The organism is Arachnia propionica (assembly GCF_003932785.1).
Taxonomy (GTDB): domain Bacteria; phylum Actinomycetota; class Actinomycetes; order Propionibacteriales; family Propionibacteriaceae; genus Arachnia; species Arachnia propionica_B.
This window is the reverse complement of the sequence record NZ_RQYT01000049.1, coordinates 1-21233: the sequence shown is the minus strand read 5'-3', so window position 1 is coordinate 21233 and position 21233 is coordinate 1. Positions and strand designations below refer to the sequence as shown.

The window sequence follows — 21233 nt, the reverse complement described above, 5'->3', positions numbered from 1 at the left end:
AACGCACGATCCAGTGCGCTCTTCGTCGTCCGCCTTGCCAAGGGGCCACCGTGACGATCCTCGTCACGATCCCCCTATCCGCGCACCCTCTAAGCTGTCACTTCTGGTCGGGGTGACAGGATTTGAACCTGCGGCCTCGTCGTCCCGAACGACGCGCGCTACCAAGCTGCGCCACACCCCGATGGCAAAAGAGCCAGCGACAATGCTAGACCACAAGGCCCGCGGGAGCGAAATCGCGCTCCCACGGGCCTCAAGCCGTCAGGAGATTCGTCCCAGGACCACCGGCGCGACTTCCGTCGGGGCGTCTGCGTAGTCGACGGCACCGTCGAGGGCCTCGATGCCGCGGTCGAAACGCTCCGGGGTGGCCGTGTGGAGGGTGAACAACGGCGCACCCTTCGTCACCCGGTCGCCGGGCTTGGCGTGCATCTCCACCCCCGCGACCGCCTGAACCTCGTCCTCCTTGCGGGCCCGTCCGGCACCGAGCCGCCACGCGGCCACACCCACCGCCATCGCATCGAGACGCGACACGTACCCGTCGCGCTCCGCGACGACGACGTGCTGGTGCTCGGCCACCGGCAGCGGCGCGTCCGGGTCGCCGCCCTGGGCCGCGATCATGCGACGCCACACGTCCATGGCCCGCCCGTCCTGCAGCGCCGGGGCCGGATCGACGTCCCCGCGACCCGCCGCCGCCAGCATCTCGCGGGCCAGCGTCACGGTCAGCTCCACCACATCCGACGGCCCGCCACCGGCGAGCACCTCAACGGACTCCCGCACCTCCAGCGCGTTGCCTGCGGTCAACCCCAGCGGGGTGTCCATGTTCGTCAGCAGCGCGACGGTGTTGACCCCCGCGTCGGTACCAAGGTCCACCATCGTGCGGGCGAGCTCCTCGGCGCGCTCCCTGGTCTTCATGAACGCACCCGAGCCGACCTTCACGTCCAGCACCAGCGCCCCGGTCCCCTCCGCGATCTTCTTGCTCATGATCGACGACGCGATGAGCGGGATCGCCTCGACGGTGCCGGTGGTGTCCCGCAGCGCGTACAGCTTCTTGTCGGCGGGGGCCAGGCCGGACCCGGCCGCGCACACCACCGCGCCGACCCGGTCGAGCTGAGCCAGCATCTCGTCGTTGCTGAGCGACGCCCGCCAACCGGGGATCGCCTCCAGCTTGTCGAGGGTGCCGCCGGTGTGCCCGAGCCCACGCCCGGACAGCTGCGGCACGGCGACGTCGAACACCGCGACGAGCGGCGCCAGCGGCAGCGTGATCTTGTCCCCGACTCCCCCCGTCGAGTGCTTGTCGGAGGTGGGTTTCGCCAGCGACGAGAAGTCCATCCGCTCCCCGGAGGCGATCATCGCAGCAGTCCACCGACCGATCTCCTCGCGGTCCATTCCGTTGAGGAGGATCGCCATCGCCAGAGCCGACATCTGCTCATCGGCGACGACGCCGTCGGTGTAGGCCTGGATCACCCAGTCGATCTGCTCGTCGCTGAGCCTTCCGCCGTCGCGCTTGGTCCTGATCACCTCAATGACATCCATGACGGGAAGTCTAGAGACTCCAAGAGGGTGCGCGGATAGGGGAATCGTGACGAGGATCGTCACGGTGGCCTCCTGGCAAGGCGGACGACGAAGAGCGCACTGGATCGTGCGTTCAAGGAGGACAACGCCGCCAGGGGGTCACCGGGGCGACCGCAGCGGATGCCCCTATCCGCGCGCCCTCTAGGATCGGGGCGTGGTGAAGCCAACCCCCGACCGGGTCTCGACGGAGGCCCGCCGCGCCCGCTGGGGCGTGGTGCTGCTGTTCTGGCTGAACGGGGTGGCGTGGTCGTCGATCCTGCCGCGCTACCCGGAGCTCAAGTCCTCGCTCGGTCTCGACGACCGCTGGTGGGGCCTCGCCGTCGCGATCGGCCCCGCGGGCGGTCTGGTGGCGGGGCTCGTCACGGCCGCGCTGATCCGTCGCTACTCCTCGGCGACGGTGTCGATCGTCTCGCAGGTCATCGGGATCGCGATGCTCAACGTCATCGGCAACGCCCCCCACGCCTGGATCTTCGCCATCGGGGTGTTCCTCATGGCCGGGTTCGACTCCATCACCGACATCGGCATGAACGCCCACGGCCTGCGGGTCCAGAAACTCCACGAACGCCCCATCCTCAACGCCTTCCACGGCTGGTGGTCCGTCGGGGCGGTGTGCGGCGGCTTCATCGGCTCGGCGGCGAAGCAGGCGGGCATCCCCATCTGGGTGCAGTGCCTGGCCGCCACCGTCGTCTTCTCCGCGATGTCGCTGGCGGCGAAGGTGTTGCTGCTGCCGGGCCTCGACCACGACGTCCAGGCGCACGCCGCGTCGAAGGGGACGGGGCGACGGATCCGACCGGCCCTGCTGCTGCGCCTCGTCGCGCTCGGCATCCTGGGCGCGACCGCCGGTCTGCTGGAGGACACCGGCGGCACGTGGGGCGCGATCTACCTGGAGCGGCAGTTCGACGTGATCCCGTTCCTCACCGGGATGGCCTTCGTCGCGCTGCAGGGCCTGCAGCTCATCGGCCGCTTCACCGGCGACGCCCTCGTCAAGCGGATCGGCCCGCTCACGGCGACGGTGCAGGGCGCGGTCATCGCGGGTCTCGGCATGAGCGCGGCGCTCGTCTGGCCGAGCCCGGCGACGACCATCGTCGGGTTCGCCTGCATCGGGTGGGGCATGGCGACGATCATCCCGTCGTCGATGCACGCCGCCGACGAGCTGCCGGGGATGCGTCACGGCAACGGGCTCATGGTGGTCACGTCGATGATGCGGCTGGGATTCCTCACGGGTCCGCCGTTGATCGGGGCGCTGTCCCATCACACGGAGTTGCGCGTGGCCCTGTGGGTGATCCCGGCGTTCGCGCTGCTGATCCTGATCCTCAGCCCATCCCTGAAGCCGGTTCGGAATTAGGTAAGACTTCCCTTACGATTGTGGTTCCTGTCCCCGATGAATGGAGCCCACGTGCTTTCCAGAAGGACCCTCGGAGCGCTCTTCGCCCTCGCCGCCACGGCTGGGGTCACCGCCTGCTCCTCCAACTCCTCGAACTCCGCCACCCCCGCAGGGTCCCCCTCCGGCGGCGCCTCCTCCCCGACCGGATCCGCATCCGACGCGTCGTCGACCGGCAGCTTCCCCGTCACCGTCAAGCACGCCTTCGGCGAGACGGTGATCAAGGAGCAGCCGAAGCGCATCGCGACGGTGGCGTGGGCCAATCACGAGGTCCCCCTGGCCCTCGGCATCGTGCCGGTCGGCATGTCCAAGGCCACCTGGGGCGACGAGGACGGCGACGGTTTCCTGCCGTGGGTGAAGGCGAAGCTCGACGAGCTCGGCGGCGAGACCCCCGCACTGTTCGACGAGACCGACGGCATCCCCTTCGAGGAGGTCGACGCCACCAAGCCGGACGTCATCCTCGCCTCCTACTCCGGCATCACGGAGGAGGACTACAAGACCCTCAGCAAGATCGCCCCCGTCATCGCCTTCCCGAAGATCGCGTGGGGAACGACGATGGACGAGATGATCCAGCTCAACTCCCAGGCCATGGGCATGGCCCAGGAGGGCGACAAACTCATCGCCGATCTCGCCTCGACGGTGAAGGATGCCGCCGAGAAGCACCCCGATCTGGCGGGCAAGAAGGCCGCCTGGGCCTTCTTCAGCGCCGACGACCTGTCGAAGGTCGGGCTGTACACCGCCCATGATCCGCGCGCGAAGTTCCTCCTCGACGTCGGCCTGGAGACTCCCACCGTCATCAAGGACCAGTCGAGCGCCTCCGAGACCTTCCACGTGGAGGTCTCCACGGAGAAGCCGGAGCTGTTCGACGACGTGGACTTCTTCATCATGTACGGCACCGAGGACAACGCTCCGCTGGTCGCCGCAATGCAGGCGCACCCGCTGGTCAGCCGGATCAAGGCGGTCGCCGAGAACCGACTCGTCTTCCTCGGCAACGGGTCCTTGGGCGCGTCGGCGAACCCGTCGCCGTTGTCCATCCCAGCGACCATCGACGAGTACCTGACGAAGTTGGCCGAAGGCCTCAAGTGACCCAGGTCACCTCGGCCCCGTCGGGCGCGGCAGCGATCCGTGTCCCGACGGGGCGTCGTCTGATCTGGCTCCTCATCACCCTGGCGGTGATCGCGGTGCTCGGGGTGGCGTCGTTGATGCTCGGGGTGCGCGCCACCTCCCTCGCCAACGCCATCGACGCCCTGCGCGGCGTCGTCGAGACCACCGACCAGGCGGCCGCGGCGACCCGACTGCCCCGCACCCTGCTGGGATTGCTGGCGGGAGCGGCGCTGGCGGTCGCCGGCGGCACGATGCAGGCGGTCACCCGCAATCCCCTGGCCGATCCCGGTATCTTCGGGGTCCTCTCAGGGGCCTCCCTCGCGGTGGCACTCGGGATGGTGTTCCTCAACGTGTCACACCCCTACGCGACACTGTTCCTCGCGGTGATCGGCTCCGCACTGGCGGCGGTCTTCGTCTATGCGGTGGGCTCGCTGGGCCGGGGCGGCGCCACCCCCCTCAAGCTGGCCCTGGCGGGAGCAGCCACATCCGCGGCGGCGTCGTCACTGGTCAGCGCCGTCCTGCTACCCCGGCTGCGGGTGCTGGACTCCTTCCGGTTCTGGCAGATCGGCGGGCTCGGTGGTGGGACCTGGGATCGGCTGGCTCTCGTCGCACCGTTCCTGGTGCTCGGCCTGATCATCTGTTTCGCCATGGCGCGGGGCCTGAACTCCCTGGCCCTCGGCGACGACGTCGCAACGGGGCTCGGCGAGAACGTCCTGCGCACCCGGCTCGTCGCCTCCCTCGGGGCGGTCATCCTGTGCGGCATCGCGACGGCCGCGTGCGGCCCCATCGGATTCGTCGGCCTGGTCGTCCCGCACTTCGTTCGGCTCCTCGTGGGGCCGGATCACCGGTGGCTGCTCCCCTTCTCCGCCCTGGTCGGAGGCGGGCTCCTCGTCGCCGCCGACACCCTCGGCCGGGTCGTGGCGCACCCGTCGGAGGTGGAGGTCGGCATCATCACCCCCCTGATCGGGGCTCCGTTCTTCATCCACATCGTGCGACGCCAGAAGGTGCGTGAGCTGTGACCGCGACCCTCACCCCCCAGGAGCTGCAGGCCGCCCGTCGCCACCGCACCCACGGACACGTCAACGTCGTGACGACTCTGGCGGTGATGACCTGCTCCCTGTGGGCGGCCTCCCTCATGATCGGCGAGACCTTCCACACCCCCGACGAGGTGCTACGGGTCATCCTCGGCGAGACGGTGCCGGGGGCCAGCTTCTCCGTCGGCGAGCTGCGGCTGCCGCGGGCCACGCTCGGGCTACTGGCGGGGCTGGCCTACGGGGCGGCCGGGGTGTCGTTCCAGACCCTGCTGCGCAACCAGCTGGCCTCCCCCGACATCATCGGCATCTCGGCGGGCGCGAGCGCGGCCGGGGTGTTCGGGATCGTCCTGCTGGGTTGGTCCCAGCCGCAGGTCTCCGCGCTCGCCCTCGTCGCGGCGCTCGGCACCGCCGTCGCCATCTACCTGCTCAGTTTCCGCGGCGGATTCGCGGGGACCCGGCTCATCCTCATCGGCATCGGGGTCTCGTCGATGCTCGGCTCGGTGGTGAGCTGGGTGCTCTCCAAGGCCAACCAGTGGGATCTCGGCACCGCATCACGATGGTTGACGGGTTCCCTCAACGGCGCGACGTGGGAGCAGGTCGCGCCGCTCGCCCTCGTGTGCGTCCTCGTGCTGCCGGTGATGTGGACGGGATCGTCGCAGCTCGCGACGCTGAGGTTCGGCGACGAGACCGCCACCGCGCTGGGGGTGCGTGTCGGCGCGTTGCGAATCGGCACGATCGTCGCCGCGGTCGCCCTCGTCGCCGTCGCGACGGCCTCGTGCGGGCCCATCGCCTTCGTCGCGTTCATGGCCGGACCGATCGCGATGCGGCTGTCCCCCTCCGCCCCGTCGCTGCTCCTGCCCGCCTCGCTGGTGGGAGCCGTCATCGTGCTGGCCTCCGACCTGGCCGGGCAGTACCTGCTGGGTGCCCGGTACCCCGTGGGTGTCATCACGGGGGCGCTCGGTGCGCCATTCCTCATCCACCTCCTCGTCCGCTCGGGCGGGGGTCGTCCTCGCTGAAGGAGTCGTCATGACCAGGGAACGTTCCCTCTCCGCCTCCGGGCTCTCGCTCGGCTACGGTGACCGTCTCATCGTCGAGGGGCTCAACCTGGAGGTCTCGCCGGGCCAGATCACCTCCATCGTCGGCGCGAATGGCTGCGGCAAGTCGACGCTGCTCCGGGCGATGGCCCGGCTGCTGCCGCCCCGCTCCGGACAGGTGATCCTCGACGGGAAGGCGCTGTCCTCGCAACCGACGAAGGAGGTCGCGCGAATCCTCGGGCTGCTTCCGCAGTCGCCGACGGCACCCGAGGGGATCGTCGTGGCGGATCTCGTGGGACGGGGCAGGCATCCCCACCAGGGGTTGCTGGGGCGCTGGAGTGCCCGCGACCACGAGGTCGTCGCGGAGGCCCTGGAGGCCACGCACATCGTCGACCTGGCGGAACGTCCCGTCGACGAGCTGTCCGGCGGACAGCGGCAGCGGGTGTGGATCGCGATGGCGCTGGCCCAGGAGACCGACATCCTGCTGCTGGATGAGCCCACCACCTTCCTCGATGTGGCGAATCAGCTGGAGATCCTCGATCTGGTGACGGATCTCAACGAGCGCAAGGGCACCACCGTCGTCATGGTCCTGCACGATCTCGGGCTGGCGGCCCGGTACTCGCACCGGTTGGTGGCGATGCGGGACGGCGCGATCACCGCGTCGGGGCGGCCGGAGGAGGTCGTGACGGAGGAGATCGTCAAGCAGGTGTTCGGGATCGACTCGGTGGTGATGGCGGATCCGGTTTCGGGCGCGCCGATGGTGATGCCGAAGGGCAGGCACCACGTGAAGCTGTCGGAGGTGGCGTGATGATGGCGGTGACGGTGGCGACGGTGACCGCCACGCAGCGGGTCTCCCCGGGGTTCCAGCGGATCACCTTCACCACCGATCCGACGTTCGGGGGCCCGGGGCCGGTGTTCGACCAACGGATCAAGGTCGTGCTGCCGGGGGCCAGCGGGCCGTTCCGGCCTGAGGGGTCGGACTGGTTCGACGCGTGGCAGCGGGTCCCCGTCGAGGAGCGGGGTGCGATGCGGACCTACTCCATCCGGGCGATGGAGCAGTCGGCCGAGGCGACGCGCGTCGTCATCGACTTCGCCCTCCACGAGTCCCCGGAGGGGTCGGGACCGGCGACGAGGTGGGCGCGGGCGGCGAGGGTCGGGGATGAGGTGACCCTGGCGGGACCGCACCGGGACGCGCCGCGGCTCGGGGTGGAGTTCGCGCCGGGCGGGGCGGAGCGGGTGGTGCTGGCCGGGGACGAGACAGCCGCCCCGGCCATCGCCCGGATCCTGGAGGATCTGCCCGCGGATGCACGAGGCGCGGCCCTGATCGAGGTCGACTCGGCTGCGGACCAGCTTCCGATCGAGGCTCCAGAGGGCATGTCCGTGGAGTGGCTGCCCCGTGAGGGTGGCGAGCACGGGGTGCGGCTCATCCCGTCGTTGCTCGCGTTGGTTCCGGGGGCGGCTGCCGCCGGGGAGGCCGGACCGGATCCGGACGACATCTGGGAGACACCCACCTACTCGGGGCTGGGCGAGGAACTCGCCGAGGCGGCCCCCCGATCGGGCACGTACTGGTGGATCGCGGGCGAGGCGGGAGTGGTCGCGAGGTTGCGTCGCGCCCTGGTGCGGGAGCACGGCATCGAGCGTTCCCGGGTCGCCTTCATGGGCTACTGGAAACGCGGCCGAGCGATGGAGTGATCACCCGAGCCCAGCTTCCCCAGCCCTCCGCTTCCCCAAGATCCCCCGCCTCCCCAGAACTCCCGGAACCCAGCGACGCCCCACCCCCGGTTTCGCCTGCCTTGGATCGGAAAAGCCTGCCTTCTTTCAATTCGCCTGCCAAACAAGACAGGCGAGCCGTGAAAATGGCAGGCGAACCCAACCCAGGACAGGCGAAACCGCCCCGTCTGTTACGAACTCCACACCCTTTCACCCCCCACACGCCACCCGGATCAAACCGGGAAGACACGAAAGCGCTCCCACCGCACTTCGCCCGTCATCCGTTCGACCGACGCATGGTTCCTGGAGGCCACATCGGGGCCTCCAGGACCGAGAGAGTTCCACCACCCTCCCACTACCTCGTCCACCGGGAACCAGCCTCAAGAGAGCGGTCCCATTACCTCCGGTCCACCATCAGGGCTCCACACCTCACTGAACGGAAGTTACGTCGTGGATGACCCATCGTCGGGTTAAGGTGAGCCTGCATCGATGCACACAGCTGTACTCACACCAACGATGTCAGGAAGGTGCAGAAACAATGCAGAACAATTCACCGCGTTTCAGCAGGCGCAGCATTCTCTCCCACGCAGCCATCGGGCTACCGGCCGCAGGCGTCCTGGGAGTCATGGCCTGGGCCCACCCGGCCGCCACCCCCGAGGCATCGGCCGTTGAGGTGGACGGCTGGTGGGGCATGGAAACCACACGTGCCCTCCAAAGGGTGCTGGGAACCCACCAGGACGGGATTGTCTCCGGACAGTTGAGAGTTTGGCGAAGTCGCTATTGGCGACTGGTCTCCGGCTGGGAGTGGGACGATGGCGACGGCTCATCCGTGATCGCCGCCATGCAGCGTCGGATCGGCGCCACTCCCGATGGCTATTTCGGCCCCAATACAGTCAGTGCGCTCAACTCTCACCTTTCCCTCCAAACGGTCACCCACTCCGAGGTCATCGACAAAACAGTGAAGGCCTTGCAGTGGCGACTCAATCAAGGCTGGTTCTGACCCAAATCCTACCCCTGAAAGAAGCACTTCCGACAGAGTGCCATCGCTGATCAAAGGCCCCCAAGCCCCCGAGAGAAAGCGCGGATGGGCCAATCCATTGTGGCCGCCCCGGCAACCAACGCCTTCACGGGCGCAGAACTGCGCGTACAGGGGATGGTTGAATGGGGACGTGATCGATCGTCTCTCGCTGGACCGGCACGTCGTCGTGATGGCCATCGTCAACCGCACCCGCGACTCGTTCTTCGACGCCGGGGCGACCTTCGAGTTGGCCCCGGCGGTCGAAGCGGCCCTGGCGGCCGCCGAGGCGGGGGCGGAGATCGTCGACATCGGCGGCGTGCCGTTCTCGCCGGATGCGCGGGAGGTGTCGGAGGCGGAGGAGATCGACGTCGTCGTGCCCTTCGTCGAGGCCGTTTCGGCCCACAGCGACGTGCTGCTCAGCGTCGACACCTTCCGCTCCGGGGTCGCGGCGGCCGCCATCGCGGCAGGGGCCGCGATCATCAACGACACCTCGGGACTGGCCGACCCCGAGCTGGCGCCGCTCGCGGCCCGGACCGGCGCCGGACTCGTGGTCACCCACTCCCTCGCCGCGCCGCGCACCCATCTGCCCCGCCCCCACTACGACGACGTCGTGGCCGAGGTCCGCGACTTCCTGGCGGATCGGGTGGCCCGGGCGGAGGCGGCCGGGGTGCGTCGGGGGCAGCTCGTCGTCGACCCCGGCCCCGACCTGAACAAGAACACCCGACACACCCTCCAGCTGCTGGGCGGGTTCGCCGAGTTCGCGACGCTGGGGCTGCCGGTCCTGGCGGCCTGCTCGAACAAGGACTTCATCGGGGAGTCCCTCGACCGCCCCAAGCCGCAGCGCCTGGCGGGCTCGCTGGCGGCGGCAGCCTGGTGCATCGAGCGCGGGGCACGCATCCTGCGGGTGCACGACGTCGCCTCGCACGTCGACCTGGCGCGCATGATGGAGGCCCTCCTCGGCTGGCGCGAACCCGCCCACCTCCGTCACAACATGTGACCGCGACCCATCGCCCGCCTGATGTCGGCGAAGCTGCGGCGGGCGGCATCCTCCAGGAAGGCGCGGGCATCCTCGAAGGCGCCCTTGAAGTGCCCGAAGAGTTCCAGCCCGATCGCCCCGACGAGGGTGCTCAGCCCTCCCGCCACCGCGAGGATGGCCTCGTCCGGCACGTGTGGAACCGCCACGGATTGCTCGGTCAACCAGGCGCGGATGCGCTGCACGTCGGCGGCGAGTTCGTCGGTCAGTGGGGCCTCCCGACGCCTCTCCTCGCCCGCGGGGAGGTCGGCGGCGATCCGGGCGAGTATGAGGTTGAGCCGCGTTCCCGGCCCGATGGTGTCCTCCGGGGCCCGGTACCCGGCGACGGGGGTGCCGTAGATGAGGGCGTACTCGTGCGGGTGGGCGCGCGCCCATGTCCGGGCGGCCAGCCAGGCCGCGACCCATCGCGCCTCGACGTCCTCACCCGGCACGTCGGCCTCCGCCCCCGCGACGGCGTCGCCCAGTGAGGTGTACGCCTCCGTCACCAGGAGCGTGAGCAACTCGTCGCGGCTTCTGACGTAGCGGTACAGCGCCCCGGGGGTCACGGCCAGGTCCCGGGCCAACACCCGCATCGCGAGCCCGGCGGCCCCGTCGGTGGCGAGTCTGTGGTGGGCGGCTGCCAGGAGCCGACGACGGAAGTCCTCGCGCGCTTCGGCTCGGCTGGTCATGGAGCCAGTCTCTCACGCACCCTGCCCGAAAACCGTGAACGGTGTATACACTAGCTGCGTGAACACCGTTCACGAAACTCGGAAGGAGCCCCATGTCCCATGTCATCGTCGTCGGATCCGGCCCCCTGGGTCGCGCCACCACCCGCGATCTCGTCTCCCAGGGCCACGACGTCACCGTCGCCACCCGCTCCGGCACCTCCCTCCCCGACGCAAGAAGCACCCGGGTGGATGTCGTGACAGGAGAAGGCCTGGGCGAGCTGCCCCGAGCGGAGGCGATTGTCGCGTGCTGCAACTTCGCTTACAGCGCCAAGAGTTGGCTGTCGTGCTGGCCACCTGCCATCGACCACCTCATCCGGGCCACCGAGCAACGCGACGCGACCCTCGTGGTGGCGGGAAACCTGTACGCCTACTCCCGACGGATGCCCATGCGCGCCACCGACCCCCTGGAGCCCCCGACGGCCCTCGGCGAGGCCCGCGCCGTGGCGTCGCAGCGCCTGTTCGCGGCCCACGACGCCGGCCGGATCCGCGGCGTGGAGGTCAGGGGATCCGACTACTACGGCCCCGACTCGGGCAGCATGAGCCATCTCAGCAGGCGCTTCTTCGAGCCGCTGCTCGCTGGTCGCCCGGCCTGGATCCTGGGCGATCCGGACGCAATCCACACCTGGACCGCGGTGGCGGACTTCGGACGTCTCCTGGCGCGGGCCGCGACCGATCCGACGATGGCAGGCCGCGCCTGGCACGTCCCGAGCGCCCCCGCCGTGAGCCGTCGCGAGGTGGCAACCCACTTCCTGCGACTCGCCGGGATCGACCACGCGCCCCGGCTGCGTCCCCTTCCTCCGGCGCTGCTCACCGCCATGAGCTGGTTCTCCCCGATGATGCGGGCGCTGCGCTCCCTCCTGCCGCAACTGACCGAGCCCTACGTGATGGAGGATCAGGACACCCGCGACCTCCTGGCCGAGACCCACACCCCGATGGAGACCACCCTCCGCGCCGTCATCGAGGAGCTCGGGGAGAACTCCCCGCGGTGACCCCCGCTCCGGAGGGGCCATCTGCTATCGTTGAAAATACTTCGACGCTCGAAGCATCCAGGGTGGGAGGGCACATGAACCTCGAGGCCATGCTCCTCGACTACGTGGACCGCTTCCGTTCCCTCCTGCCCTCGGCTGCCTGGCGTGGCCTGGCCGAGGACCTCAGCCAGAACGAGGCCCTCACCCTGCTGCACCTGCATCGGACCCGGGAATCCCGCATGAGTGACCTGGCCACCTGGCTCGACACGCCACTCAACACCGCGACGGGGGTCGTCGCCCGCCTGCAGCAACGGGGCCTGGTCGAACGCCAGCACAGCCCCGACGACAAGCGCCTCGTCCTCATCTCACTCACCGACGAGGGGCGCCGCCTGATCCTCCAGGGGATCAAGGACAGCGTCAGTCTCATCGGGCGCCTCTTCGACGAATTGACTCCTGAGGAGATCGAGGTGGTGCTGCGGGTCATCAACCGCATCCCCGGCCTGCTGGAGGAACAGGCCAGCCCACCCCCGACGCGCAGCGTCAGACGCATCCCCATCGAGTGACGGGCCGACGTCACGCCCATCACCACATCCAAAACTTCGAGATACGAACAATTCATGAACCGAAGGAGTTGTCATGGAGCGCATGATCCTGCTGACGGGCAAGGGAGGCGTCGGCAAGACCTCACTGGCCGCGGCCCACGCCGTCGCCTCCGCCCGACAAGGACACCGCACCCTGTTGGCCAGCATGGATGCGGCCCACAATCTCTCCGACCTGTTCGGGTGCCCACCCGCGCCCACCCCCACAGCCATCGCTGCGAACCTGGAGATCATCGAGGTTGATGCGGGGCGGGTCGCCGAGGAGGAGTTCGCCGACATGAGCAGGGCACTGACCCAACTCATCACACAACCCGACGACGAACAGGTCCTTGACCTGCCCGGATTCGAGCCGCTGTTCTTCCTGCTCCGGGTGCACCAACTCGCCGAGAGCGGCCGTCACGACCGCATCATCCTCGACCTCGCCCCCACCGGCGAAACCCTGTCGCTGCTCCAGTTCCCCGAACTCCTCACGTGGTGGATGGAGCGGGTCTTCCCCCTGGAGAAGCTGGCACTGCGCGTCCTGCGTCCGGTCGCCAGGGGGATGTGGCACATCGAACTACCGGACTCCCGCGCCATGGGGGACGTGGAGCGCCTCCACCAACGGCTCCACCACATGCAGACCCTCCTCAAGGACCCGGACATCACGTCGGTGCGGCTGGTCACCCTGGCAGAACGGATGGTCATCGAGGAGACCCGGCGCAGCTACCTGCTGCTCAACCTGTTCGGCTACAGCGTCGACCACGTCTTCGTGAACGGCCTGTACCCGCCTGCAGAGGTCAACGCGTTCTTCAACACCTGGGTGGAACACCAGCGGCAGCATCTCGTCGAGATCGAGGAGGCGTTCGGTCACCTCCCCATCACCCGGGTCACCCGCTTCGAGCGCGACCTGGTCGGCCTCGACGACGTCGCCCGCCTCGCTGACCTCGCCATCGGCCCCGACGCCTTCAGCGTCAGAACCGACCTCGCCCACGAACGCTACATCCGCGTCGACGGCGGCTACGACCTCCAGTTGCCACTCCCCGGCGCCACCGCCACCAGCGTCGACCTCAGGCTGACGGCCTCCGACCTGGCCCTGCGGATCGACAACGTGCAGCGCAACATCCCCCTCCCCGTGACCCTCCGCAACCACGACGTCCTCGGGGCCGATCTCCGCGACGACGTCCTGACCGTCCACTTCCGCCCCACCGAGGAGAACCCATCATGAACCGAACGACGGCGAGTCATCTCAACCGTGCCCGGCACCACCTTCGCGAGGCATTCCTCAGCCTCCTTCCCGCCGCCCCCGGAAAGCGACTCCGCACGATCGAACGCGAATGCCGGGCGTTGATCGTCGAGTCCCTCGGGGGAACGGCCACCCCACCCGCCTCCGAATCCGCGTCGGGATCCCGTCGCATCACCATCGAGGAGTGACCATGCGCGTCATCATCCACACCGGAAAGGGCGGGGTGGGGAAAACCACCGTCGCGGTCGCCACGGCGCTGCACCTCGCCGACGAGGGGCATCGGGTCCTGGTGATGAGCACCGACCCGGCGCATTCCCTCGGGGATGCGCTCAGCATGTCCTTGACGAACGAACCGACCCCCGTCGCGCCGGGCCTGGACGCGATGGAGGTCGATGCCATGGCGGAGAACGACAAGGCGTGGGCGCACCTGCGCACCTATCTCGGGAGGCTCCTCACCCGCGGCGGGGAGGTGTCGTTGGCGACCGAGGAGGCCCTGCTGCTGCCCGGCCTCGGTGAGCTCTTCAGCCTGCTGAGAATCCTCGACCACGCCTCCTCCGGGAACCACGACGTGCTGGTGGTGGACTGCGCGCCAACCGGCGAGACCATGTCGCTGTTGAAATACCCCGAGCGGCTCGATCAGATGTTCCGCATCGCCCTGCCGACGAAGCGGGCGCTGGTGCGGATACTCGGCGGCCCCTTCGAGAAACTGACCCGCATCCCCATGCCGCAGGATCAGCTCTTCGACGACCTCCTCACCCTGTTGGACCGTCTGAAGCGGCTCGGGGAACTCCTCCACGACGGCGACACCACCACCCTGCGGCTGGTCACCACGCCCGAGCACGTCGTCGTCGATGAGACCCGCCGCGCATACACATGGCTGACGATGTACGGCTTCATCGTCGACGGGGTGATCCTCAACCGCATTCATCCGGTCGAGGCCCTGAGTGGATACTTCGCCCCCTGGGAGACGGCGCAGGCGGCCGGGATTCAGCGGGTGGAGGAGAGCTTCCCAACCCTGCCGATCCTCCGGCTGCCGCTCCAGGGCGGCGAGATCTACGGGCTCTCCGCCCTGCGCGACCTGGGCTCGCTCATGTACGACGGGATCGATGCCGCCGCCGTCCACTCCCGCGGGGAGCACATGCGCGTCACGACGGCCGGCGACGACCTGGAGCTGCGCCTCGTGCTGCCCCACGCGGACGCGACGGACCTCGACCTGCGACAGGACGGCACGGACCTGTTGGTCGCGCACCGCAATGAACGTCGCCGCATCGCCCTGCCGCAGGCGGTGGCCGGCCGTCAGGTGTCGCGGGCCCGTTTCCGCGACGGTGAGCTGATCCTCACGATGGTGTGACGCCGGTTCAGGCGTTGGCGTCGTAGCGACGAAATCCGGGCGCGAGCACCGCGCAGATGACCACACCGAGCAGCACGAGGAGGCCGCCACCGCCGATGGTCCAGCCGAGGCCGAACAGCTCCGCCGCGCCGCCGTGGAAGATGTCGGCGACCCTCGGACCTCCCGCCACGACGACGATGAACACCCCTTGGAGCCGGCCACGGACGTCGTCCTTGGCCGCGCCGAGGAGGATCGCCTGCCGGAACGCCGTCGAGACGATGTCCGCGACGCCACCCACCATCAGCATGACCAGGCACACCACCAGCATCGGCCGCAGCGCGAGAGGGGCCAGCCCGACCGCGAGTCCCAGACCGCCCATCGCCAGCCCCCACACGGCGACGGCGAACAGCACCGCCAGCCCGTGCCGTCGCACCCGCGACACCCAGCCGCCGAACAGACCGCCGATGAGGACACCGGCTGGCATCGCGGCGAACAGCAGCGCCAGCTCGATCCCACCGTCCTCGGGGCCGCGGAAGGTGATGTGCGCGACCTCCGGGAACACCGCCCGCGGCAGTCCGAAGACCATCGCGACGAGGTCCACGACGAAGCTCATCATGAGCACGGGATGCCCGCCCAGGTAGCGCAGGCCGTCGACGACCGAACGCAGGCCGGGCGTCCCCGTCGACCCCTCGACGGGCAGCGGGGGCAGCCGCCACACCGCGTACCAGGTGAAACACATGGTGACGGCGTCGATGAGGTACAGCCACGCGTAGCCGAGGATCGGGATGAGTGCCCCGCCCAGCAGCGGGCCGACGATCGCGCCGCCGCCGAAGACCATCATGTTGAGGGAGCTGGCCGCGGCGAGCTGGTCCTTCGGGATCAGTTTCGGCGTGATGGCGTTGCGCACCGGCGAGTTGACGGCGAAGAACGCCTGCTGCACCGAGAACAGCCCCAGCAGCAACCACACCTGGTTGAGCTGCAGGGCTGCCTGGACCCAGAACAGGATGGAGGTGACGATGAGGCCCGACGTCGTGATCTGCATGAGGCGGCGACGGTCCACGTGATCCGCCAGAGCCCCACCCCACAGCCCGAAGACCACGAGCGGCACCAGCCCGAACAGCCCCGTCAGCCCGACCATCCCCGACGACCCGGTGATCGCGTAGATCTGGGCGGGAACCGTGACGGCGGTCAGCTGCGCGCCGACGACGGTGATGATGCTCGCCACCCAGAGGCGACGGAAGTCAGGGTTGCGCAGCGGACGGGTGTCCGCCAGCACCTTCCCGAGCCTCCCCCGTCGTGTCACCGGGACAGTCTATGACCCAGCCGTGACCCGAACAGGGCAGACGTGGGCTCAGAGGAGCGCCGTGCGCAGGGCCTGCTCCTCGGCGTCGGTCAGGCCCGATGACCGGGGCACCTCGCGTTGGGTCTCGTAACGCAACGCGGCTGCCAGGGTCTCAGCAAGTGGCCGGGGCCGTAACCCGAGGGCGCGGGCAGGAGCACAGTCCAGCGTCGCAACGAACCGCAACTTCGGGGCGGGGATCCACAACGGCAGCGATCTGGGTCCGCTCCAGGGTGCGATCCCTTCGGCGAGAAGCCTCTCGTCGTCGACGACCCTGATCGACGCCTCGGTTCCCGTCAGCTCCAGGCTGAGCCGATAGATCTCCGCCAACGTCGTCGACGGCCCTGCGGCGTTGTGGGTTCCCGTGATGGACTCCTCGACGCAGCACACGATCCACGCGGCCAGGTCCCGGACGTCGAGGAGCGCCGTTGGCTGGGAAGCATCCGGCACGAGGACATCCGGGCCCGTGGGGTGGGCGCATCGCCAGGGGTAGTAGCCGGAGCGCCCGGTCCAGTCCCCGAATCCACCGATCAGCCCCGGCCGGATGATCGTGACGGGCTGATCCAGTTCCTCATAGGACCTCTCGCAGGCAACCTTGGCGGGGCCGTACTGACTCATGTCCCGCATCTGCTCCCCGTCGAGGGGATCGACGGTTCGAGCCGTGACTGGCTGCTCGGGCGTGGAGAAGTCCTCATAGACGCTGGCGGACGAGATGAGGACCCGGTGTCGGGCCGAGAGCTGACGAGCGGCGCGGGCGGCGTGCACTGGCTGGGATGTCAGATCGATGACGACATCCCAGCCCTCGTCCGCGACGGGAGACAGCGCATCGGGATCGTCCCGATCAGCCTGGATGAGGGTGGCGCCTGCGGGCGCCGGTCCGGAACCGCGTGCGAGACACGTCACCGTGTGGTCACGGTTGGTGAGTTGACGGGCGATCTCACGGCCCAGGAATGCCGTACCGCCGAGCAGAAGAACCTTCATGGACGTCACCGTCTCACGTCGCGTCGCTGCCCCGCGGCCGGATCTGCTCTGAGCAGCGTCACGCGGCAATCGCCACGATGCCAACGGTCACGGTCGCCTCCATGGTGTCCGCCGCCCTGCGGGCCAGGTCGGGCACCTCGACCTCCAGGGCACCCGCAATCGCGTGGAGCATCTCGGACGACGGGTCCTTCAACCCACGCTCGATCTCGGACAGGTACTGCGCGGACACCCCGGCACGCCCCGCCACATCGGTCAGGCGTTCCCCTCGGCCAACCCGTTCCTGGCGCAGGACATGCCCCACGGACTCCCGCCACAGGAGCCCACGTCGGCTATCCAAGGCACGGAGCAGTCGAGGAACATCACCCATGTGCCAATCCTACGAAGGACTCGGGCGCGGGGGTCACGGAATCCGTTTGGTCCACTCCTCAGAGGAGAACTTCGTCTCCACCAGCTCCCGGGCGGCGGCGAGTTCCTCGTCGGTGTAGTCACGGCTGCGGGTGGCGTAGCGGCCCTCGAAGTGGGCCAGGAAGCTCTCGATGATCCGCTCCCGCGGCAGCTGCGTCTGCGACCGCAACGGATCGACGCGCTTGTTCGCCGACTTGGTGCCCTTGTCGGACAGCTTCTCCCGCCCGATCCGGAGCACCTCCAGCATCTTGTCGGCGTCGATGTCGTAGGCCATCGTGACGTGGTGCAGCACCACCCCGGAGAGGCGACGCTGCGCGGCCCCCGCGATCTTGCCCTTGTCGGAGGCGATGTCATTGAGGGGGACGTAGCGGGCGTTGACCCCCAACTCGGCGAGCGCCCCCATCACCCACTGGTCGAGGAACTCGTAGCTGCGCTCAAAGCTCAGCCCCTCCACCAAGGACGCCGGGACCACCAGGGAGTACGTGACGCAGTTGCCCGGCTCCATGAACATCGCGCCGCCACCGGTGATGCGACGCACCACGTTGATGCCGTGCCGCTCGCGCCCCTCGTCGTCGATCTCGTTGCGATAGGACTGGAAGGAGCCGATCACCACCAGCGGCTGATCCCACTCCCAGATCCGGAGGCTCGGGTTCACCTCACCCCGCGCCAACTCCCCGACGATCACCTCGTCGAGCGCGACGTGCATCCGCGGATCCATCGACACCGGACCGATGACGTCAAAGGTCAGGTCCGACCAGTCGATCGCGTGCCCGAGCGCTCGCCTCACCGCGATTCCGACCGCCTCCGGCGTGAACCCGATGAACTGCACCTCCGGCGCCAGCCGCATGGAGATGGCCCTGACGATGTCCGCCACGGACGAGGTCGACGGCAGGCCGACGAGGGCCTGGTTGATCTCCTCCAACGCGTCGTCGGGTTCGAGGAAGAAGTCGCCGGACACGGCGGCCCGGGTGATGATCCCACCGTCGGTCTCGACATCGATGGCGACGAGCTTGCCGCCGGGCACCTTGTACTCACCACGCATGACGATGAGTCTAGAGTCACCCCTCGGGCGGGACGAACTGCCCGGAATAGAAATCACCCCACCGAGGTTGATTGAAACATGAAGAAGATTGGTTTCCTGTCCTTCGGGCACTACCGCGACGTCGCGGGAGCCAAGGTGCCGACGGCGGGACAAGCACTTCATGACCACGTGGCCCTGGCGCGGGTCGCCGACGAGCTGGGCCTGGACGGCGCCTGGGTGCGGGTGCACCACTTCGAGGAGTCCATGACCTCCCCGTTCCCACTGCTGACCGCGATGGCCGCCGCCACCTCCCGCATCCACGTCGGCACCGGCGTGGTGGATCTCCGTTATGAGAACCCACTGCACATGGCGGAGGAGGCCGCCGCCACCGACCTGCTCTCCCATGGCAGGCTGGAGCTCGGGGTGAGCCGTGGCAGCCCGGAACTCGCGGTGGACGGCCAGGAACAGTTCGACATCCACCTCCCGGACGGTGAGACCTGGGCCGAGAACTCCCGGCGAAAGATCGAGAGATTCCTCCACGCCATCGAGGGTCATCCGATCGCCCACTCCTCCCGCGCCCGGGAACTGGGGAAGGGACCTGACCTGCCGATCCGCCCGCTCAGCCCGGGCCTGCGGGACCGCATCTGGTGGGGTGCGGCCACCCACGCCACCGGACTCATCGTGGCGGCCCAGGGGATGAACCTGCTCAGTTCCACGGTCATGCTGGCCGACGACGGGCGGCCGTTCCACGTGCAGCAGGCCGACCAGGTCCGGGACTACCGGGTCGCCTACCGGGACGGTGGGCACGCCGGCCCCGGGATGACCGCTGTCACGCGTCCCGTGTTCCCGATCACCAGCGACGCAGATCGCCGTTACTTCGGCACCCGCGTCGCCGAGTCGGATTCAGTGGCCCACCACGACGGCTCCATCGCGCGGAGCGGTCCCACGATCGCGGGCAGCGTCGAGGAAGTGGTGGCTGCCCTGCAGGCCGATGAGGGGGTGACCGAGGCCGACCTGGTGCTGTTCACGATGCCGTCCCACCTCGGGGTGGACTACAACACCCACTGGTTGGAGAACCTCATCGTCGTCGCGGAGGAGCTCGGCTGGAGGTAGTCGATACCCTCCCGGAGCTGGAACGATGTGCCCTGCGGTCGGCGTTCTACCATGGGGCATGGCCACAGAACTGATCCTCGTCCGGCACGCGAAGACAGCACTCAACGTCCAAGGCATGTTCCAGGGCCACCTGGACGAACCCTTGGGGGAGCTGGGGCTCGCCCAGGCGCGCGATGCTGCGCCGGGTCTGGCAGCCCTGGCAGCGGATGCGCTGTACTGCTCCGACCTGCAGCGGGCGCGGCAGACCGCCGAGGCCGTCGCCGCCGCGTCGGGGCTCCCCCTCCACACCGACGACAGACTCCGCGAGATCCACTGCGGCACCTGGCAGGGCCGTACGGTGGAGGAGGTCGCGGTGGAGTTCCCTGAACTCATCGAGCTGCGACGCAGCGGGGCCGACTTCCGTCGCTCCCCCACCGGTGAGACGGCTGCCGAGCTGGCGGACCGCGTCACCGCTGCCCTGGCGGACATCATCAGGGCGAACAAGAACCAGCGGGTTCTGGTCGTGGCTCACGGACTGGCGATCCGCGTGGGAGTGGCGCGACTGCTGGGGATGCCCGACGAGTTCGCGATGACGATCGGCACCCTCAAGAACTGCCACTACGCGGTGGTGAGCCACTCGAAACGTCGTGTTCGCCTGGTCTCCCACAATCTTCCCGCTTGACGGCGTGGAAGGCTGGGTGCCCCGGATCGGCCGCCGTGAGCCGAGGTGACGAGAGGGTCCAGCCGACCATGCCAGGACCTGGATGAGCCAGGCGGAGGGCCTCCGCCCACCCGCTAAACACCACTTTCTTGGCTTTCGGGCGTCGGCCGTTCGGCTGCAAGGCTGGTGTCGCCGCTGGTTTCGTGTTGGGGTGGTCTCTGAGTGTTGGAGCCCGTCACGAAGGGGTGGTCATGAAGCGGCTGGTGGTGATTCTGGCTGCAGGCTTGGCAGCCTGTGCTCCGTCAGGGGGCCGAACGGAAGAGCCCACGGAATCAGTGACTGAGATACCGACCACGATGACCACTTGGGCCAGCCCGAGCCCACTGCCACCCCGCACCAGAACTCCCGAGCAGCAGGCTGCCGAGGACGTCGTCAACGAGTACTTCAGCTCGAGGAACGCCATCAGGAAGGACCCACTGCTGGACGTGAAGCCTCTCAAGGAGCTCGTGGCAGGTCCGGACGCCCAGGAGGATGTCGCTGTCCTGGAGCAGGACCGCGCGGAGGGCCTGGTGCAGGTTGGGGACTACGTCTCCATCGTGACCAATTCGGTGACGGTCTCACCCAGCGAGGTGACCGTCACCGTCTGCACCGACGCCTCGGCAATGGACATGGTCAAGGAGGCGTCCCACGAGTCGGTCCTCCCGAAGGACCGGAACTACTTCACGGAGTGGAGGATCACGACGAAGCAGGTCGAGGGGGCCTGGAAGATCTCCGACTTCGACACCACCGACACCGGCCCCTGCCCGATGGAGTAGCCGGGCCGACCAGCACACCCCGCACCGGCTCCCAGGCCTCTCCCTCCTGCCCCCGGGTCTCGCCTTATGTCATTTTAGGGGTTTATCGGTCCGGAAACCCCAACAACCCATAACACCCCCACAAAAACATTCGTCCCCCCAAACAACGTTTGGGGGGACGAATAAATAAGTCCGGCAGCGTCCTAGTCTCCCACAGGCTCCCGCCTGCAG

General features: G+C 68.7%; 22 protein-coding genes and 1 tRNA gene. 16 read left to right on the top strand and 7 right to left on the bottom strand.

All coding sequences use genetic code 11. The annotated features are described in order from the left end of the window. Positions 1–104 precede the first annotated feature (104 nt). Together EII35_RS13920 and EII35_RS13915 are read right to left on the bottom strand one after the other, a co-directional pair. A tRNA-Pro gene (locus tag EII35_RS13920) sits at positions 105–181 on the bottom strand. A gap of 77 nt (positions 182–258) precedes the next feature. Continuing rightward, positions 259–1530 (bottom strand): thymidine phosphorylase, encoded by a 1272-nt coding sequence (locus EII35_RS13915; protein ID WP_125229069.1) that lies wholly within the window; start codon positions 1528–1530, stop codon positions 259–261. 193 nt (positions 1531–1723) lie between these two features. Between EII35_RS13915 and EII35_RS13910 the strand changes: the two genes are divergently transcribed. The 8 genes from EII35_RS13910 (at position 1724) to folP (ending at position 9847) form a co-directional block, all read left to right on the top strand. After that, positions 1724–2914, top strand: coding sequence for an MFS transporter (locus tag EII35_RS13910; protein ID WP_125229068.1), 1191 nt, complete (start codon positions 1724–1726; stop codon positions 2912–2914). Between the two features lie 51 nt (positions 2915–2965). Continuing rightward, positions 2966–4036 (top strand): iron-siderophore ABC transporter substrate-binding protein, encoded by a 1071-nt coding sequence (locus tag EII35_RS13905; RefSeq protein ID WP_125229067.1) that lies wholly within the window; start codon positions 2966–2968, stop codon positions 4034–4036. Continuing rightward, entirely contained in the window at positions 4033–5073 is a 1041-nt protein-coding gene (locus EII35_RS13900; protein ID WP_125229066.1) for a FecCD family ABC transporter permease, read from the top strand. The genes EII35_RS13905 and EII35_RS13900 overlap by 4 nt, the downstream gene beginning before the upstream one ends. Continuing rightward, the gene (locus EII35_RS13895) at positions 5070–6104 is read left to right on the top strand and encodes a FecCD family ABC transporter permease (protein ID WP_260465137.1); all 1035 of its coding nucleotides are present in this window, start codon (positions 5070–5072) and stop codon (positions 6102–6104) included. The genes EII35_RS13900 and EII35_RS13895 overlap by 4 nt, the downstream gene beginning before the upstream one ends. A 10-nt stretch (positions 6105–6114) precedes the next feature. Further along, on the top strand, positions 6115–6930 hold the full coding sequence (locus tag EII35_RS13890) for an ABC transporter ATP-binding protein (RefSeq protein WP_125229065.1): 816 nt from the start codon (positions 6115–6117) through the stop codon (positions 6928–6930). After that, positions 6930–7814, top strand: coding sequence for a siderophore-interacting protein (locus tag EII35_RS13885; protein ID WP_125229064.1), 885 nt, complete (start codon positions 6930–6932; stop codon positions 7812–7814). The genes EII35_RS13890 and EII35_RS13885 overlap by 1 nt, the downstream gene beginning before the upstream one ends. Before the next feature lie 556 nt (positions 7815–8370). Next, positions 8371–8832, top strand: coding sequence for a peptidoglycan-binding protein (locus EII35_RS13880; RefSeq protein ID WP_125229063.1), 462 nt, complete (start codon positions 8371–8373; stop codon positions 8830–8832). A gap of 169 nt (positions 8833–9001) precedes the next feature. Continuing rightward, positions 9002–9847 (top strand): dihydropteroate synthase, encoded by an 846-nt coding sequence (gene folP / locus EII35_RS13875; protein WP_221739768.1) that lies wholly within the window; start codon positions 9002–9004, stop codon positions 9845–9847. Here the strand turns inward: folP and EII35_RS13870 are convergent. Next, positions 9835–10551: a TetR/AcrR family transcriptional regulator gene (locus tag EII35_RS13870; protein ID WP_125229062.1), complete on the bottom strand. Its 717-nt coding sequence runs from the start codon at positions 10549–10551 to the stop codon at positions 9835–9837. The two genes, folP and EII35_RS13870, sit on opposite strands and share 13 nt — an antisense overlap. A gap of 92 nt (positions 10552–10643) precedes the next feature. Here EII35_RS13870 and EII35_RS13865 point away from each other — a divergent pair, with 92 nt between their 5' ends. The 5 genes from EII35_RS13865 to EII35_RS13850 all read left to right on the top strand — a co-directional run bounded on the left by EII35_RS13865 (position 10644) and on the right by EII35_RS13850 (position 14730). Continuing rightward, positions 10644–11579 (top strand): NAD-dependent epimerase/dehydratase family protein, encoded by a 936-nt coding sequence (locus tag EII35_RS13865; RefSeq protein ID WP_125229061.1) that lies wholly within the window; start codon positions 10644–10646, stop codon positions 11577–11579. A gap of 74 nt (positions 11580–11653) precedes the next feature. Next, a complete protein-coding gene (locus EII35_RS13860; protein ID WP_125229060.1) occupies positions 11654–12121 on the top strand; it encodes a MarR family winged helix-turn-helix transcriptional regulator in 468 nt (155 codons plus the stop codon). A 73-nt stretch (positions 12122–12194) separates the two neighbouring features. Then, positions 12195–13361, top strand: coding sequence for an ArsA family ATPase (locus tag EII35_RS13855; RefSeq protein ID WP_125229059.1), 1167 nt, complete (start codon positions 12195–12197; stop codon positions 13359–13361). After that, complete coding sequence (locus tag EII35_RS16020) at positions 13358–13567, top strand: hypothetical protein (protein ID WP_185744358.1); 210 nt, start codon at positions 13358–13360, stop codon at positions 13565–13567. Before EII35_RS13855 ends, EII35_RS16020 begins: the two co-directional genes overlap by 4 nt. Before the next feature lie 2 nt (positions 13568–13569). Beyond that, entirely contained in the window at positions 13570–14730 is a 1161-nt protein-coding gene (locus EII35_RS13850; RefSeq protein WP_185744357.1) for an ArsA family ATPase, read from the top strand. 7 nt (positions 14731–14737) lie between these two features. Here EII35_RS13850 and EII35_RS13845 read toward each other — a convergent pair whose 3' ends face one another. Genes EII35_RS13845 through EII35_RS13830 form a run of 4 tightly spaced genes read right to left on the bottom strand, consistent with a single transcriptional unit; the run spans position 14738 to position 18476 of the window. Further along, complete coding sequence (locus EII35_RS13845) at positions 14738–16012, bottom strand: MFS transporter (protein WP_125229057.1); 1275 nt, start codon at positions 16010–16012, stop codon at positions 14738–14740. Positions 16013–16060: 48 nt separating this feature from the next. Continuing rightward, positions 16061–17029, bottom strand: a complete 969-nt coding sequence (locus tag EII35_RS13840) for an NAD-dependent epimerase/dehydratase family protein (protein WP_125229056.1) — start codon at positions 17027–17029, stop codon at positions 16061–16063. A gap of 58 nt (positions 17030–17087) precedes the next feature. Beyond that, positions 17088–17396 carry a helix-turn-helix domain-containing protein gene (locus EII35_RS13835; protein ID WP_125229055.1) on the bottom strand — a complete coding sequence of 103 codons (309 nt, stop codon included), beginning with the start codon at positions 17394–17396 and terminating at the stop codon, positions 17088–17090. 33 nt (positions 17397–17429) lie between these two features. Continuing rightward, entirely contained in the window at positions 17430–18476 is a 1047-nt protein-coding gene (locus tag EII35_RS13830) for a lipoyl protein ligase domain-containing protein (protein WP_125229054.1), read from the bottom strand. A 78-nt stretch (positions 18477–18554) separates the two neighbouring features. Between EII35_RS13830 and EII35_RS13825 the strand changes: the two genes are divergently transcribed. The 3 genes from EII35_RS13825 (at position 18555) to EII35_RS13815 (ending at position 21023) form a co-directional block, all read left to right on the top strand. After that, positions 18555–19568: an LLM class flavin-dependent oxidoreductase gene (locus tag EII35_RS13825; RefSeq protein ID WP_125229053.1), complete on the top strand. Its 1014-nt coding sequence runs from the start codon at positions 18555–18557 to the stop codon at positions 19566–19568. Positions 19569–19626: 58 nt separating this feature from the next. Continuing rightward, positions 19627–20229 (top strand): histidine phosphatase family protein, encoded by a 603-nt coding sequence (locus EII35_RS13820; protein WP_185744356.1) that lies wholly within the window; start codon positions 19627–19629, stop codon positions 20227–20229. A gap of 335 nt (positions 20230–20564) precedes the next feature. Then, complete coding sequence (locus EII35_RS13815; protein WP_125229051.1) at positions 20565–21023, top strand: hypothetical protein; 459 nt, start codon at positions 20565–20567, stop codon at positions 21021–21023. Positions 21024–21233 lie beyond the last annotated feature (210 nt).